Source organism: Sphingomonas sp. 320_CC (genome assembly GCF_059691795.1).
Window position 1 is genome coordinate 73,709 of sequence record NZ_JCAWAE010000004.1, and the last position, 14,221, is coordinate 87,929.

16 protein-coding genes and 1 pseudogene are annotated in these 14,221 nt (G+C 63.4%); 7 read left to right on the forward strand and 10 right to left on the reverse strand.

What is annotated here, in order from left to right:
- Nucleotides 1-16: 16 nt before the first annotated feature.
- The 6 genes from AC59GX_RS16105 to AC59GX_RS16130 all read right to left on the reverse strand — a co-directional run bounded on the left by AC59GX_RS16105 (nt 17) and on the right by AC59GX_RS16130 (nt 4,163).
- The gene (locus AC59GX_RS16105; RefSeq protein ID WP_426282361.1) at nt 17-850 is read right to left on the reverse strand and encodes an SDR family NAD(P)-dependent oxidoreductase; all 834 of its coding nucleotides are present in this window, start codon (nt 848-850) and stop codon (nt 17-19) included.
- Nucleotides 847-1,833: an aldo/keto reductase gene (locus AC59GX_RS16110; protein ID WP_426282360.1), complete on the reverse strand. Its 987-nt coding sequence runs from the start codon at nt 1,831-1,833 to the stop codon at nt 847-849. The genes AC59GX_RS16105 and AC59GX_RS16110 overlap by 4 nt, the downstream gene beginning before the upstream one ends.
- A gap of 45 nt (nt 1,834-1,878) precedes the next feature.
- Nucleotides 1,879-2,193 (reverse strand): DUF1488 family protein, encoded by a 315-nt coding sequence (locus AC59GX_RS16115; RefSeq protein WP_426282359.1) that lies wholly within the window; start codon nt 2,191-2,193, stop codon nt 1,879-1,881.
- A gap of 3 nt (nt 2,194-2,196) precedes the next feature.
- Nucleotides 2,197-2,481 carry a hypothetical protein gene (locus tag AC59GX_RS16120; protein ID WP_426282358.1) on the reverse strand — a complete coding sequence of 95 codons (285 nt, stop codon included), beginning with the start codon at nt 2,479-2,481 and terminating at the stop codon, nt 2,197-2,199.
- A gap of 214 nt (nt 2,482-2,695) precedes the next feature.
- Nucleotides 2,696-3,028: a hypothetical protein gene (locus AC59GX_RS16125; RefSeq protein WP_253070324.1), complete on the reverse strand. Its 333-nt coding sequence runs from the start codon at nt 3,026-3,028 to the stop codon at nt 2,696-2,698.
- A gap of 238 nt (nt 3,029-3,266) precedes the next feature.
- Nucleotides 3,267-4,163, reverse strand: coding sequence for an AraC family transcriptional regulator (locus tag AC59GX_RS16130; RefSeq protein ID WP_426282455.1), 897 nt, complete (start codon nt 4,161-4,163; stop codon nt 3,267-3,269).
- A 152-nt stretch (nt 4,164-4,315) separates the two neighbouring features.
- Here AC59GX_RS16130 and AC59GX_RS16135 point away from each other — a divergent pair, with 152 nt between their 5' ends.
- The gene (locus tag AC59GX_RS16135; RefSeq protein ID WP_426282357.1) at nt 4,316-5,041 is read left to right on the forward strand and encodes an SDR family oxidoreductase; all 726 of its coding nucleotides are present in this window, start codon (nt 4,316-4,318) and stop codon (nt 5,039-5,041) included.
- A gap of 165 nt (nt 5,042-5,206) precedes the next feature.
- Here AC59GX_RS16135 and AC59GX_RS16140 read toward each other — a convergent pair whose 3' ends face one another.
- The 3 genes from AC59GX_RS16140 to AC59GX_RS16150 all read right to left on the reverse strand — a co-directional run bounded on the left by AC59GX_RS16140 (nt 5,207) and on the right by AC59GX_RS16150 (nt 7,261).
- A complete protein-coding gene (locus AC59GX_RS16140; RefSeq protein ID WP_426282356.1) occupies nt 5,207-6,100 on the reverse strand; it encodes an alpha/beta hydrolase in 894 nt (297 codons plus the stop codon).
- Entirely contained in the window at nt 6,100-6,300 is a 201-nt protein-coding gene (locus AC59GX_RS16145) for a hypothetical protein (RefSeq protein ID WP_426282355.1), read from the reverse strand. The genes AC59GX_RS16140 and AC59GX_RS16145 overlap by 1 nt, the downstream gene beginning before the upstream one ends.
- Before the next feature lie 88 nt (nt 6,301-6,388).
- A complete protein-coding gene (locus tag AC59GX_RS16150) occupies nt 6,389-7,261 on the reverse strand; it encodes an alpha/beta hydrolase (RefSeq protein WP_426282354.1) in 873 nt (290 codons plus the stop codon).
- A gap of 433 nt (nt 7,262-7,694) precedes the next feature.
- Between AC59GX_RS16150 and AC59GX_RS16155 the strand changes: the two genes are divergently transcribed.
- From AC59GX_RS16155 to AC59GX_RS16165, 3 genes and pseudogenes are all read left to right on the forward strand, one after another.
- Nucleotides 7,695-8,024, forward strand: a complete 330-nt coding sequence (locus tag AC59GX_RS16155; protein ID WP_497302072.1) for a hypothetical protein — start codon at nt 7,695-7,697, stop codon at nt 8,022-8,024.
- Nucleotides 8,025-8,057: 33 nt separating this feature from the next.
- Nucleotides 8,058-9,473 (forward strand): annotated as a pseudogene (locus AC59GX_RS16160) (DUF885 domain-containing protein); the annotation flags it as partial.
- Between the two features lie 263 nt (nt 9,474-9,736).
- On the forward strand, nt 9,737-11,044 hold the full coding sequence (locus tag AC59GX_RS16165; RefSeq protein ID WP_497302073.1) for a glycosyltransferase: 1,308 nt from the start codon (nt 9,737-9,739) through the stop codon (nt 11,042-11,044).
- Here the strand turns inward: AC59GX_RS16165 and AC59GX_RS16170 are convergent.
- On the reverse strand, nt 10,992-11,849 hold the full coding sequence (locus AC59GX_RS16170) for a phosphatase PAP2 family protein (RefSeq protein WP_426282352.1): 858 nt from the start codon (nt 11,847-11,849) through the stop codon (nt 10,992-10,994). The genes AC59GX_RS16165 and AC59GX_RS16170 overlap by 53 nt on opposite strands.
- Nucleotides 11,850-12,154: 305 nt before the next feature.
- Here AC59GX_RS16170 and AC59GX_RS16175 point away from each other — a divergent pair, with 305 nt between their 5' ends.
- The 3 genes from AC59GX_RS16175 to AC59GX_RS16185 are packed head-to-tail and all read left to right on the forward strand — an operon-like array spanning nt 12,155 to nt 14,219.
- The gene (locus AC59GX_RS16175) at nt 12,155-12,682 is read left to right on the forward strand and encodes a sterol desaturase family protein (protein ID WP_426282351.1); all 528 of its coding nucleotides are present in this window, start codon (nt 12,155-12,157) and stop codon (nt 12,680-12,682) included.
- 2 nt (nt 12,683-12,684) lie between these two features.
- Complete coding sequence (locus AC59GX_RS16180; RefSeq protein ID WP_426282350.1) at nt 12,685-13,461, forward strand: fatty acid desaturase; 777 nt, start codon at nt 12,685-12,687, stop codon at nt 13,459-13,461.
- The gene (locus AC59GX_RS16185) at nt 13,458-14,219 is read left to right on the forward strand and encodes a sterol desaturase family protein (RefSeq protein WP_333922156.1); all 762 of its coding nucleotides are present in this window, start codon (nt 13,458-13,460) and stop codon (nt 14,217-14,219) included. The genes AC59GX_RS16180 and AC59GX_RS16185 overlap by 4 nt, the downstream gene beginning before the upstream one ends.
- The last annotated feature ends 2 nt before the right edge of the window (nt 14,220-14,221 follow it).

The following is a 14,221-nucleotide window of genomic DNA, read 5'->3' on the forward strand; positions in this document are numbered from 1 at the left end:
GCCCCCCAGCAAGCGCCTAGTCTCGCATGAATTCCGCAAAAACATCGCGCCAATCCGCATGCCAGCGGGACAGGGCGGGGCGGTTTTCGATCACGTCCCCCGCCGCCCACGCTATGCGCTTCGCATCCTGTTCGGACGTTGTCTCGTTGTCCGGGCACAGGATGTAGAAGTCGCCCGCTGCCACGCGGTCCATCATCAGCGCCACGACCTGTTCAGGTGTCCACGCGCCGGGCGGTTTCTCGGCCAGTCGACCAGCCGTCATCCCGGTCCAGGTGAAGCCCGGCACAAGCAGATGGGCACTGACCCGACTTCCGGTCCGTTCGCGCAAACTGTGAGCAAGGCCTTCAGTTAGCGCTTTCACCCCGGCCTTGCTGACGTTGTAGGCGGTGTTGCCGGGCGGCTGCGTGATGCCCTGTTTGGAGCCGGTGTTGATGACGAGGGCAGGGGCCTCGCCTTCGACCATGCCCGGGACGAAGGCCTGGACGCCGTGGATCACGCCCATCAGGTTGACGCCGAGCACCTCGTCCCACTTTGATGGGTCGGCAAACACGTCACCGCCCCCGCCGATGCCGGCGTTGTTCATCAGCACCGAGACGGGACCGTGACGGTCGACCACCTCCTTTGCCAGCGCAGCCATCGCGGCACGATCCGCGACGTCGGCGGACAGCGCAATTGCGCCGTCCATCGACGCCGCGGCCTGCTCCAGCGCCTCGCCGGAACGGTCGACCAGAACCACCCGCATGCCCGCGTCCGCAAAGGCACGAACAGCGGCCCGTCCAATGCCGCCGGCCGCTCCCGTGACGACCGCAAGCTTGCCCGGTGCGATCGCCGCGAAAGACGGAACGCTCACGCGTCGATGCTCGCCATCGAGGCGTCTGGGTAGCGGGTCCCCTGCGCTGCGCCGGGTGGGAGAATGTCATCGATACGGGCGAGATCGGCATCGCTCAACTCCACGTCGAGCGCGCCTAGATTGTCCTCGAGATACTTGCGCCGCTTGGTACCCGGGATCGGCACGATATCCTCACCCTGGTGCAATACCCATGCAAGCGCCAGTTGGGCCGGCGTGGAGCCCTTGTCCGCCGCCATAGTGCTGATCGCTGCGACGAGGTCGAGGTTCTTCTGGAACGCCGCGCCCTGAAAGCGCGGGTGGTTGCGGCGCGTGTCGCCTGCGTCGAGATCGTCGGGTGTCTTGAACTGGCCTGTAAGAAAGCCGCGGCCAAGCGGGCTGTACGGCACGAAGCCGATCCCCAGTTCGCGCACCGTCGGCAAAATCTGGTCCTCGACGTCACGGCTCCACAGCGAGTATTCGGTCTGCAACGCGGTAATCGGGTGCACGGCATGCGCTCGGCGGATCGTCGCGGGGGCAGCCTCGGACAGGCCGAGATACTTGACCTTACCCGCGCGAACGAGGTCGGCCATTGCACCGACGGTCTCCTCGATCGGCACGTCGGGGTCGACGCGATGCTGATAGTAGAGATCGATGACATCGAGTCCGGTCCGCTTCAGGCTTGCGTCGCAAGCCGACCGCACATAGTCGGGGCGGCCGTTGATCCCCTTGAAGCTGCCATCCGACCCGCGGACGTTGCCGAACTTGCTCGCGACCACGATCCACTCGCGGCGCTCGCGTACCACGCGACCGACCAGTTCTTCGTTGGCGCCAACGCCGTACATGTCGGCGGTGTCCAGGAACGTCACGCCGAGATCCAGTGCGCGATTGATCGTCGCGATGGACTCCGTCTCGTCGCGGCTCCCGTAGAAGTCGGACATGCCCATGCAGCCGAGACCCAGCGCGGAGACTTCGAGGCCTTGCTGGCCCAGTTTGCGGGTTTCCATCAGATCAGTCCTTGTTGGCGGGCAATATGATTGTCGGGCGAAGGGTTACGGTCTGCGGAATTGCGAAGGTTCGTCCCAAACGTCGGCGGCCGTGAGCAGGACTGGGGGCTCCCCGCCCAGCCGGCTGACGAACTCGCGTCGCGCGATACGGTGTATATCGGACTCGAATTCCCCATACGTCTCGATCGCGGTATCGCTGTCGATGCCGTCGAGGTCCGGGTCGATGAACTCCGCCAACGCCTCGCTCGTGATCAGGAACTCGACCATGCCAAGGTCCGTGTGGCCGAGGAACAGGACGCCGTGCCGTTCGGCGAGCCATTCATACTCGCCCGGCTCGAAGCGAACGCTCGCAGACGCCATGGCTCAGCCCTCGTCGTTTGCGCTAGGCAGCCGCTCGGCCAGCGCGGCGATACCGTCGCCAGCGAGGGTTGCATGGGCCGCACCGTCGATTTGCAAAGGGTGCTCCGGCGTAAGCACGGCAGCGTCGCGATGCTCGGGATCGAGCGTCATCCACGTACGCACAGCGCCCTCCAGGCTTGTTACCTCGGCGAGGTTCTCGTTCCCACGCGGCACATTCTCCAACGCAGCACTCATCCGCCAGTCGATATCCGGCGTCTTCGCATCGTCGCCCCAAGTCGCTTCCGTCATGCTCAAATTCCAAATTGACCGGGAGTGCCGGCTTCCTGAGGGCTAAAGCGCTCACCTTCGAAGGCTGGTTCCAGGTAATTCGCATATCAGTCGGACGGTTCACGTCGGCGGTAGGTCCAAGCCACGACGTAGTCCAGCATGAGCTATTGGAAGCCGACGGCTGCGGGTGTCGCCTGCTGGCAGGCGCAGGGGAACCAGGGGAACAACTGGGCGGCTATTGCTGTGCCTCGTCGGACGCAACCGTACCCATCGTCATCGCCAGCAACGACATGCCGCGGTGTTCGTGATCCAGCTTCAGAAGCCTGACCCAGTGCGCGATATGCTTCCCGGCTGCCTCACCTGCCTTTCGCAGATGCTGCGGGGTCGAGAGATCCGTGTCGTTTTCGATTACCGCAGCGATCGACAGCGCGAAGAAGTCGATGATGTCATCTGCAATCAGTGCTCGATCCGGGGAGTTCGCGGCGAGATACTGCATTACGATGGGCGCGATAACCTGGAACAGGTCGATCTTGGCTTGGTCGTCCACCTTCATCGTGTTTGCGGTCATGCTCGTCTCCTCCGTTCCTCACCTGTACCGTTCGAGACTGGGGGGCGAAAGGCGCAGGCCATCGGTCCCACTAAGATCGAAGGCGCGATGATCCGCCCACAAGAGAATAGCTTTGCCGCAAAGTCTTAGCGATTGGCCGGGCGCCTCGAACCGGGAACGGTTCGGCGATCATCGTTTCCGCAACCGCGATCGGCGCCGTTGTCGAGCGGGTAGAAATCGCCGAACCAGTGGAGTGTCGCTACACGGGCGTCAGTAAATTGCCGCTCAGTTGGAGTTGCTCGATGTCACGACGCGGAGGAGCACCGAACAGGCGCGCATATTCGCGGTTGAACTGTGACGGGCTTTCATAACCCACGGCAAAACCTGCGCCGCTTGCCGTCGTGTTCCCTGACAGCATCAGGCGTCGTGCCTCCTGTAGCCGCAATTGTTTTTGATACGCTAACGGCGTCATTTTCGTCACTGCCTTGAAGTGTTCGTGGAGTGACGACGGGCTCATACCCGCGGCGGTGGCGATGTCCCCGATGCGGAGCGGCCGATCGAACCCGGTGCGGATCGTCGCGATAGCGCGGCTGACCTGATTGAGGTGGCTGTCGGCGACTGCCATGTAGCGAAGTGCAGCCCCGTGGGGACCCACGAGCAAACGGTACAGGATCTCCCGTTCGATCAGCGGCGCTAGCGCAGCGATGCTGTCCGGTCGATCCAGCAGACCCATCAGTCGGCACGCCGCGTCGACCAGATCGTCGTCGCTGCGATATACCGCGAGCGCCGGCAGATCGGCTTTCGGCGCCCGGCCGCCTTCCGCCAGGATGAGGTCCGCCAGCACGGACTGGTCGATGTCGATCTTGCAGCAGAGGTACGGCGTGTCACGATCCGCCTGGACGACGTGTCCGACGAGCGGCAGGTCGACCGAGACCAGCAAATAATGGGCGGCATCGTAGAGCAGGCTCTCTCCGCCGAGCGAGACTCGCTTGGCCCCTTGGGCAATTATGCAAAGCGACGCGTCATACACGGCTGGCAGGGGCACGGTCGGCTCATCGGCCCGGAACAGCGACAGTCGATGGATTGGCGTGCTGACCATGCCGGTTCTCGGGACATGGCGCGCAACCAGCGTGGCGAGGTCTGCGATCGTACTCATCATGGGACTGTGTCCGCTGCCAGCCATTCTCACAAGCGGAGGTGAGGTCGTTTCGGAGGATCGTGCAAGGATTGCGGAAGATCGGTCTCACGCTGGTAGGCAGTCCGGTTCCATCTGTGCGCAGCCTGCGAGGCGACACGAAAGGAACCATCATGAACGACGTCATCGACAAGACAGTGCTGATCACCGGCGCCTCAAGCGGTATCGGCGAGGCCACCGTGCGCGAACTGGCGGGCAGGGGCGCGCGTCTCTTCATCGGAGCGCGCAGGACCGATCGGCTCGAAGCGCTGGCGGCCGAACTCGGCGCCAACGTCGCGTGGCAGGTGCTGGACGTGACCGACGCGGCAAGCTTCGCCGCGTTCGCCGATGCGGCTGAAGCGCGGTTCGGGCGCGTTGACGTACTGATCAACAATGCCGGCGTGATGCCGCTGTCGCCGCTCGCTGCGCTGAAGCAGGACGAGTGGACGCGGATGATCGACGTCAACGTTCACGGCGTGCTGAACGGGATCGCTGCCGTGCTGCCGCGATTCATCGCGCAGAAGGCGGGCCACGTCGTCAACGTCGCATCGATCGCCGCGCATTTCGTGATGCCGAGCGCCGCGGTCTACTGCGCCACCAAATACGCGGTCTGGGCGATCACGGAAGGATTGCGCCAGGAGCATGATGACATCCGCACGACGATCATTTCGCCCGGCGTCGTGGCAACCGAGCTGGGCAACGACATCACCGATCCGGATATTGCCACTGCGCTGACCACATGGCGGCAAAAGTCGCTGACCCCCGACGCAATCGCACGCGCGATCCGCTACGCTTTGGAGCAGCCCGAGGGGGTGGACATCAACGAGGTCATCGTCCGCCCGACCGCAGCCGGCATGTAGGCGACGGTGCCAAACTCCGTCCGGGCGGACTTTCTGTCCCCCGGACTGGTCAGGTGGACGACCGTCTCGTCAATGGGTCAGCCAGAACCATTGGCGACAGTCCGGGTTGGAGAATGCGGATCGTCGCCCGGCATGATCGGCCCCAAAAATCAAATTATCCGTGCCTTATTTCGCAGGTCGGGGCGAAAGCCAGCCGCCATCCGCTAGCCAGTCTTGCAGGCGATCCGGCCAGTGCAGAATCGAGATCCGGTTCGACTCGTCGAGATTAAACGCATGGCCACTGTCGGCATACATGTGAAGTTCCGCCGACACGCCACTCTTGCGCAACTGTTCGTAGAGCGTGACCGTCGGTGCCGCGCAGCAAGGATCGCGGCTGCCGGCGACCAGGAACGCTGGGGGCGCGTTGTCGATGGCGGTCGCTGGGATGCCTCGCGGTCCGGGGAAGACCAACACTTGGAAATCGGGGCGAGCGGACTGACGGTCGATCGGATCGGCAGGTCGACGCTCAGCAGGCTCGGGATTGTCCGCGATCAGTGACACGAGTTCGCCGCCTGCCGAAAAGCCCATCGCACCGACGCGCGACGGATCGATGCCATAGTCTGCGGCATGCGCCCGGACCCAGCGCATCGCGCGCCGCGCGTCGTCCGCAGCATCGCCTTCGACCGAATATTTCGAGCCTGGCTCGTTCGCGAGGCGATATTTGAGCACGAACGCTGTCACCCCCATGCGGTTCAGCGCGGTCGCGACCTTCGTGCCCTCGTTCGTCCATACGAGTAATTTGTGCCCACCGCCGGGCATGATCACGATCGCGGCTCCGTTGCGGTTCGCTACGTCGGCGGGAAAGGCGAGCAGCGACGGATCGTGGATGTTGCGGACCCAATAGTCGCGGCCGATCTCCGCCTCGCCGCGGCGTGCCGCCGAACCCGGCGCGCCGTTGGGCCAGAGCTTGATCGCGGTGTAGCGGGGCGGCTGCTCCGGCGCCGGATCCTGTCCAGCCAATGACGTGGTTGCGAAGGTAGCGGAGGCCAGCAGCGCAATGGCGGTAAAAAGGGTGCGCATCACTTCACCTCCGCAGTCACCGCCATCGCCATCGCCGCGAAGCGGATCGGGCTCAACTGGTTCTGGTCGACGATGACGCTCAACCCCTGCGTCTCGAGCGTTTCGGCAGGGCTCACCGTCAGCGATTGCGCGTATGTCGCGCTGGAATATGCACAGAGGCTTACCGAAGCGAGGGCGGTGGCGATGCTCTTGCGGGACACACGTCTCTCCTGTCGAATATCGTGGCCGGTGGCGCGCTTAGTTGCGCGGCTCTCCGGTGGAACTGTCATAAAACTCGTGAGAGGGAGTTTACTGCGCCGGTTTCAGCCAGCCGTGCATCGCCATCCAGCGCGTGAATTCATCGAACCAGCCCGTGCTCGTGGTGGTCTTCGGGTACATGCCGAAGCCGTGACCGCCCTGTTCGAACAGGTGGAACTCGACCGGGCGCTTGGCCGCACGCCAGCTGTCGATCAGCCCATAGCCGCCATTGCCGAAGAAGGGATCGTCCGCCGCGAGCGCAACGAACATCGGCGGCGCGTCGGCCGGCACCGTCATCGCGGCGAGCGGACCGTAGATGTTCCCGATGAAGGCCGGCTTCGCATCCTGTCCGGCGACGGTCGTCGCCATCGTCAGCATCGCACCTGCGGAAAATCCGACCATGCCGATGCGGCTGGGATCGACATGCCATTCGCCCGCACGCTTGCGGACCGTGGCGAACGCTGCCCTCGCATCCGCGATCTGCGGCGCAAGGCCTGCCATCATCGCAGCGGCGTTCGGACGTGGCGGGCGCATACCCTGTGGCACCGGTCGCGCGAATGTTGCAAGATCCTGTGGTGTCGGGTTCAGGCGATACTTCAGGACGAAGGCGGCGACGCCTCTGGCGGCAAGTGCACGCGCCACGTCCCAGCCTTCGTTCTGCATCGACAGCGTCTGGAATCCACCGCCCGGTGCGACGATCACCGCCGTTCCAGTGGCCTTGGCGGGATCCGGCAGGAAGGGGGTTAGGGTCGCGACGGTGACGTTGCGGGCGAACACGCTGCCATATTGGCTGTGCCACGCCTCCGGTGCGGTCGCCCCCGGGAGTTTACCGGTACCAAGCGCGATGGCGTCGGGCTGCGCCGGAGTGGCGATAGACGCCATCTCGTCGTTCTGTGCCAGTGCCGGCGTGGTCGAGGCAATCATCAGGCTGGACAGGCACAGAAGCGGGTGTCCCACCCATCGACGAACGGCGTTTATGCGGAACCCGAATCCCATAGTCGCTCTCCCATTTTATCGTTCTTTTCGTGACGATATCGATAGCGCTACCACAGTACAATAGGTTCTGAACAGGTTTCCCCGGTAACCCGTCTACCCTGAATACTGACGAGAGTTAGAGTGCTCGGGATGACATGATCGCCGCCATGGGAGCCGTCCCGATGGTAGGACTTGGAAGGCATCAAAGGTCCACTGAACATCTCCCCCCAAGGTCATCGCGCGTTGCGAACGATCTCCTGGTCGACTCCCAATATTCAGCAGTGTTGATCATTGCGATGACGCAAAGCGGCGGCTAGCGCTGGTTTGTAATCCATAGAAAGGCCCTGTGATGCTCACCAAGCGCGCGTTTGTAGGAATGCTGATGGCGGGCGCCGCTCTGCCGCTGATCGACCCACAGATCGCCATGGCGGCAACCGGGACCGCCGATGACGACGCGCGGCTCCTGCGCTTTCTCGACGCCGCGTTCGATGCGAGTGTCGCGCTCAGTCCCGAGACACAGACTAGCCTCGGCCTGAAGACCAACTACGACAGGCTCGACGATAATACCGACGCTGCCGCACGGCGCGCACAAGCTTTGCAGGATGCGCAACTCGCCGACCTGCGACGCGGCTTCTCGGTCGATCGGCTTGGACCCGATGCTCGGCTGAGCTATCGATTGTTCGAAGCGCAGGTCGCCACGGATCGCCGTTAGTTCGCGTTCCGTGACTATGCCTTCCCGGTATCGACGAACGGCAGCCCGGCGGGCAATATCCCGGTTTTCCTCATCAACCAGCACCGCATCGCCACGGTAGCCGACGCTCACGCCTATGTGGCGCGGTTGCGTGATTCCCTGCGCGTCATGCGCGAGGTCGCCGCAACCATGCGCAAACAGGCGGCCAAGGGTATCGTGCCGCCAAAGATGGTTTTCACGCCTGCCCGTGGCGATGCCCGCCAAGTTATCACCGGAGCGCCGTTCGATAGTGGCGCGGACAGCAGCCTGCTCGCCGATTTCAAGGCGAAGGTCGGCAAGCTTGGCGTATCCGAGAGCATCAAGGCGGCGCTGATCGCGGATGCGGTAGCGGCATTGAAAGGGCCGTTCCGCCAAGGCTTCGACATACTCTTTGCCGCGCTCGACGAGATCGAGCCACTCGCCAAGGGCAATGACGGCGCGTGGAGCCTGCCGGGCGGCGACGCCTATTATCAAGCGCGGCTCGCCTATTACACGACCACCGACATGACAGCGGAGCAGATCCACCAGCTGGGGCTGGATCAGGTACGATCGATCCACGCCGAGATGACGGCGGTCATGAAACGGGCGGGCTTCACCGGATCGTTGCAGGATCTCTTCGTGGCGCTGCGGTCCGATCCGAAGTTCAAATACCCCAACACCGATGCTGGCCGTCAACTCTATCTCACCGACGCCCGCGCGGCCATCGCGCAGACCATGGCCGCCGCGCCCCGCTTCTTTCGCCGACTGCCAAAGGCGCCGCTGGAGGTACGCGCGGTCGAGACGTGGCGACAGGAAACTGCCGCGGTGGCGTTCTACGATCAGCCCGCCCCGGATGGCTCGCGGCCCGGCATCTTCTACGGCAATCTAGCGGACATGACGCAGGTGCAGAAGACTCAGGTCGAGGGGATCGCCCATCACGAAGGCGCGCCGGGGCATCACTTCCAGATTGCTCGCGCACAGGAGCTGACGGGCGTGCCGAAGTTCCGCCGCTTCGGCTATTACGGTGCGTATACCGAAGGCTGGGGCCTGTACTCGGAACGGCTCGCCAAGGAGATGGGCGCCTATCGCGACCCTTATTCGGAACTGGGGATGCTGGCGTTGCAAGTGTGGCGCGCGTGTCGTCTGGTGCTCGACACGGGCATGCATGCCAAGCGTTGGAGCCGCGATCAGGCGGTCGCCTATTTCACCCAGAATGCACCACTCTCGGCACGCGACGTGGTCAAGGAAGTAGATCGCTACATCAACAACCCTGGCCAGGCGACGAGCTACATGGTGGGCCAGCAGCGTATATCGGCGCTCCGGCATAAGGCGGAGACCGCATTGGGCGCGCGCTTCGACATTCGCGATTTTCACGAGGTGGTGCTGGCGCATGGCGCGCTGCCGCTCGAGGTGCTGGCGGAACAGGTCGATGCCTGGATCGGGGTGGCCTGAGACCTACGCCAAGGCTACCACGCGGCGAGGGGCGGATCGACGAACCTCGCCGCTTGATTAGCGATACAAAGGTCAGAGTTTGATGAGGCCAGACCGGCACGTGAGTTCTGGGACAAGCGCCTGAACGCCTGTATTTGAACACGCATTGACTACGATCAATGGAGCACGCGTAGTGGGTTATCCCGCAAAATCGAGCTATCGCTGCTCGCCTGCATGCTGATACTAAGCGGTCAAACGAGACGGCGACGGAAAGCTCCACGGCATTGACGGTCAATCGGCGACATATCGCCATCATCGCGCCGCCAACGGCCGGGCATATCAATCCGCTGGTGGCATTGGGAACATCGCTCGTCGAAGCAGGGCGTAGAGTCACGATAGTCCATCTGGCCGACGTCGCCTCGCTAGTGCCCAACGGTGGTGTCGGTTTTGCGGCGCTCGACCACCCGGCGGACTGCAAAGGCTTGTTGGCAGCATATTACCGGAAGCTGGCGCAGCCATCGGGCCCTGTCGGACTGACCAGGATGATCCGCGGCACGGCGTCCATGACGGAACTGCTATTGGAGGCTCTTCCAGCGGCACTGTCGAAGCTCGGGGTGGATGCGGTACTCGCCGACTCGGTCGAGCCTGCGGGTGCGCTGGTGGCACGACATCTCCGGCTGCCGTTCGTAACTGCCGTCACCGGCTTACCCTTGCTCCGAGAGCCAATGGTGCCGCCACCGTTTCTCGGGTGGGAATATCGTCCAACTGCGGCAGGCCTTCGTCGCAACAATGGCGGGTACGCCGTCAGCGACCTACTGATGCGGCCGATCGCGAAAGTCGTGTCGTCCTATGCGCGCCGGTGGAAGCTTGACCCCGACCCTAGGCATCAATGGTCGGACCGACTGCACGTCGCACAATGCCCGGCAGGCCTCGATTTTCCCCGTACGGCATTGCCACCGAGCTTCCGATACGGCGCGCCGTGGCGGCTGGACGAACCTTACGTCGATCTTCCGGAAGACGATGGCCGACCCCTGATATTCTGTTCGCTGGGATCGTTGCAGGGGGCACGCCGATCGTTGTTCGCCGCGATGACGGCTGCCTGTGCCGCGGTCGGCGCTCGTGCGGTGGTCGCGCATGGTGGCGGGCTGAGCGAGGCCGAAGTCACCTCGCTACCCGGGAGACCCATGGTGCGGGCATTCTGGTCTCAGACCCGTATCCTGCCCAAATGTTCGGCGGCGATTTTGCACGGCGGGTTCAATACCGTGCTGGACGCACTGGCCGCCGGCGTTCCGATCGTTGCGGTACCGCTGGCATTCGAACAACCCGCCACGGCCGCGCGGCTGAAGCGGATCGGGGCGGCGCGTATCGTATCGCCCGGCGAAGCAGACAAGGGCGGTCTCGAAGCGGCGTTGCGGCTCGTGCTGTCGGATCCATCGTACCGCCACGCGGCAAATTTGCTCGCCGCTGAAATGGCGGGGGCCGGGGGCGCTGCCGAGGCTGCCGCGCTGGTCGATTCGGCCCTCTTCGACGATGTCGACGCTATGCCGGCAAGGCTGAGTCCATTAGATGGGGAGCCCGCCTGCGCCGCGTAATGTGGCGGCTCGCAATGATGGCAGGTGGTGCGAGAAACAGCCCCATGATGACGTCGACCCCGTAGTGACCGCCGAAGACCGGCGTCGCGACGATCGTAAGTATCGCCCATACCCGGCCCGGAACCGCAAGCCGCGGCATCGCGCCGAACGCCCAGATGAAGATGGCGGCGAGCGTCGCATGGAAACTGGGAAAGCTGACGATTCCCATGAGCATCGTGAGATCGAGCACGCGTAGCGACCCATCGCGAAGCCCAGATATCAGCCCCTGTTCAAGCCAGGCTATGGATGGCCAGAGATGTGCGTACCTGGACGGATCGAATAGATTGCCCATCGCCGGAGTAAGGCCCGAAATCAGTATCGTGACGAAACCGGACAGGATCGCGGCACAGACCATCGTCCTCAGGGTGTCGAATTTCCCCATGCCGCTCAGCGCTACGATGACGACGATCATCTGCAAGGTGAGGCTGTGATACGCCAGTCCAAGCAGCCAAATCACAGGAGGGGATTTGTCGAGCAACGCCAACACGACCGGCCAGTTGAAACCGATCGCGCGATCGGCGGCGGCTAGGCGGGCATCCCACAACTGCCCTGCGTTTGCTGCCAGGGCATACGCCAGAACGACGCCTAGCACCGTGAACAGCGTCATTTGGAGAAACGCTCGCGCGCCGGCGACGAGACGCGGCCGCGCGGTGTACTTGCCGATCGCCAGCCCGAGGGCGAGTGCCATCACCGCTGCCATCGCGGGAGCCGCTCGGATCGGATCCACAGTGAAGCTGTGATGATATTGGGCGACGAGGAAGCTCATCAACATGGCCCCGATTAACACCCAGGAGGGAGTCTCTCGGTGGTCGGCGCGGAACAACAGGGCAGTCATACCGGTCGAACGCAGCGTGCCACCTTGCGGTGCCCGGACAGGTCGATTTCGACCACATTACATGAACATCGCACGATCCGGAGGCGACGTGGTCCGGAGCGCAGAATGGCATCGCCATCACCGGCTGAGGATTTTTTGTCACGGAGCGCCCTCGCATAGCCGGCAGGTAGCGGTTATGTGTGCATCATGCTGAATTCGCTGCACCCGTTCATCGTCATTTCGTGCGATCGAGCAAAGTGACCTGGTTCGAAAAACTCGCGATCGTCGTCTTCATGGTGTTGTTCATGGAGTGCTTCGCGTGGGCGGCGCATCGTTACGTCATGCACGGCTGGGGCTGGGGCTGGCACAAGTCGCATCACGAAGATCACGAGGGCTGGTTCGAAAAGAACGACCTGTATGCGGTCGTCTTCGCGGTCGTGCCGATCGTGTTGTTCGTCGTCGGGCTCTGGTGGGAGCCGTTGTGGTGGGCAGCGCTCGGCATCACGGTGTACGGTGGCATCTATGCCTTCGTGCACGACATGCTCGTGCACCAGCGCGGCGGCTTCCGCTGGGTGCCCAAGCAAGGGTATTTCAAGCGCCTGTTGCAAGCGCACCGCCTGCACCACGCGGTAGAGGGCAAGGACGGTACCGTCAGCCACGGCTTCCTGTTCGCGCGGAAACCTGCGGTGCTGAAGGCACAGCTGCGCGCGAACGCCGATCCGCAGCGACGCGCGGTACGTGCTGACCAAACCGGAAACCTCGTCTCGGCAGACGCGAAGAAGTGAGCGTGACGGTTCGCCAATCGGAGGCCCTGCGGCATCAGACCCGTGTCGGCGTGTCGCTGTCCGCCGCGATCGTCGTAGCGTGGCTGGCGATCCACATAACCGGCATCTTTTTCTGGCGATGGAGCCCGGATGTAATTCCCTTGGCCATCGTGATGGTCATCGTCCAGACTTGGCTGAGTACCGGATTGTTCATCGTCGCGCATGACTCGATGCACGGTGCGCTGGCGCCCGATCGACCACGCCTGAACCGGGCGATCGGCGCGACCTGTCTGTCGCTCTATGCCTGCCTGTCTTACGCATCACTGTTGCCGCAACATCATCTGCATCACAAGGAAACCGGACGAGCGGGGGACCCCGATTTTCACGGTGGCGATCCAAGTCTCAGCGGCTGGTTCCTGCAGTTCTTCAAGACCTATTATTCGCACGGGCAGATCATCCGGATAACCGTGGTCGCGCTGATCTATACGCTGCTGCTCGGGGCACCGCTCGGCAACATCGTCATCTTCTGGGCATTGCCGGCCCTGGGTGCCGTGGCGCAGTTGTTCGTGTTTGGGACGTGGTTGCCGCACCGGGAGCGCGCGACTCCTTTCGCGGACGCTCACCGCGCACATAGCATCGACGTGGGCCCGGTATTGTCGCTGCTGACCTGCTTCCACTTCGGCGGCTATCATCACGAGCATCATCTTTCGCCGGGAACGCCGTGGTGGGGGCTTCCGTCGCGGCGCCGCGCTCTTGCCGGGCGAGCCGCCGATCACAGAGTCGTCGAGGATCACGCATGACGCTCGCCATCATTCTCTCCGCCGTCGCAATGACCGTCATCGTCGGCGTTCGCTATCTCCTTGTGTCGGGCGCGTTCGCCTGGATCACGGTACGCAAGCATCCGGGATTGTACCTCGGGCTGGACCCGCAGGTCCGTCGCGAAATCATCTGGAGCCTCGCGTCCGCAGCGCTTTACGGGATCCCGGCGGGCGTCGTCGCCTGGGGATGGCAGCATCATGGCTGGACGCAGGTATATTCCGACATCCACGCCTATCCGCTCTGGTACCTGCCCGTATCGGTTTTCCTATATCTGCTGCTGCACGATGCCTGGTTCTACTGGACGCACCGCTGGATGCATCGTCCGAAACCGTTCAAGCTGGCGCACGCGCTGCATCATGCCAGCCGCCCTCCGACGGCATGGGCCGCAATGGCGTTTCACCCGATCGAGGCGCTGACCGGCGCGGTGGTCATCCCGCTGCTGGTGTTCTTCGTTCCGATCCATATCGCCGGTCTTGGCATCGTGCTGACGATCATGACGGTGATGGGAGTCACGAACCACATGGGATGGGAGATCTTCCCGCGTTTCATGTGGTCTGGCCCGCTGGGCGGGTGGCTGATCACGGCCAGCCACCACCAGCGGCACCACGAACTCTACGGCTGCAACTACGGCTTGTATTTCCGCCATTGGGACCGGTTGTGCCACACCGACCGCGGCGTCGGCGATTTCACGAAAGAGCATGCGCGCGCGGCACGTCGCGTTGAAGTGGCGAACTCCTAGCC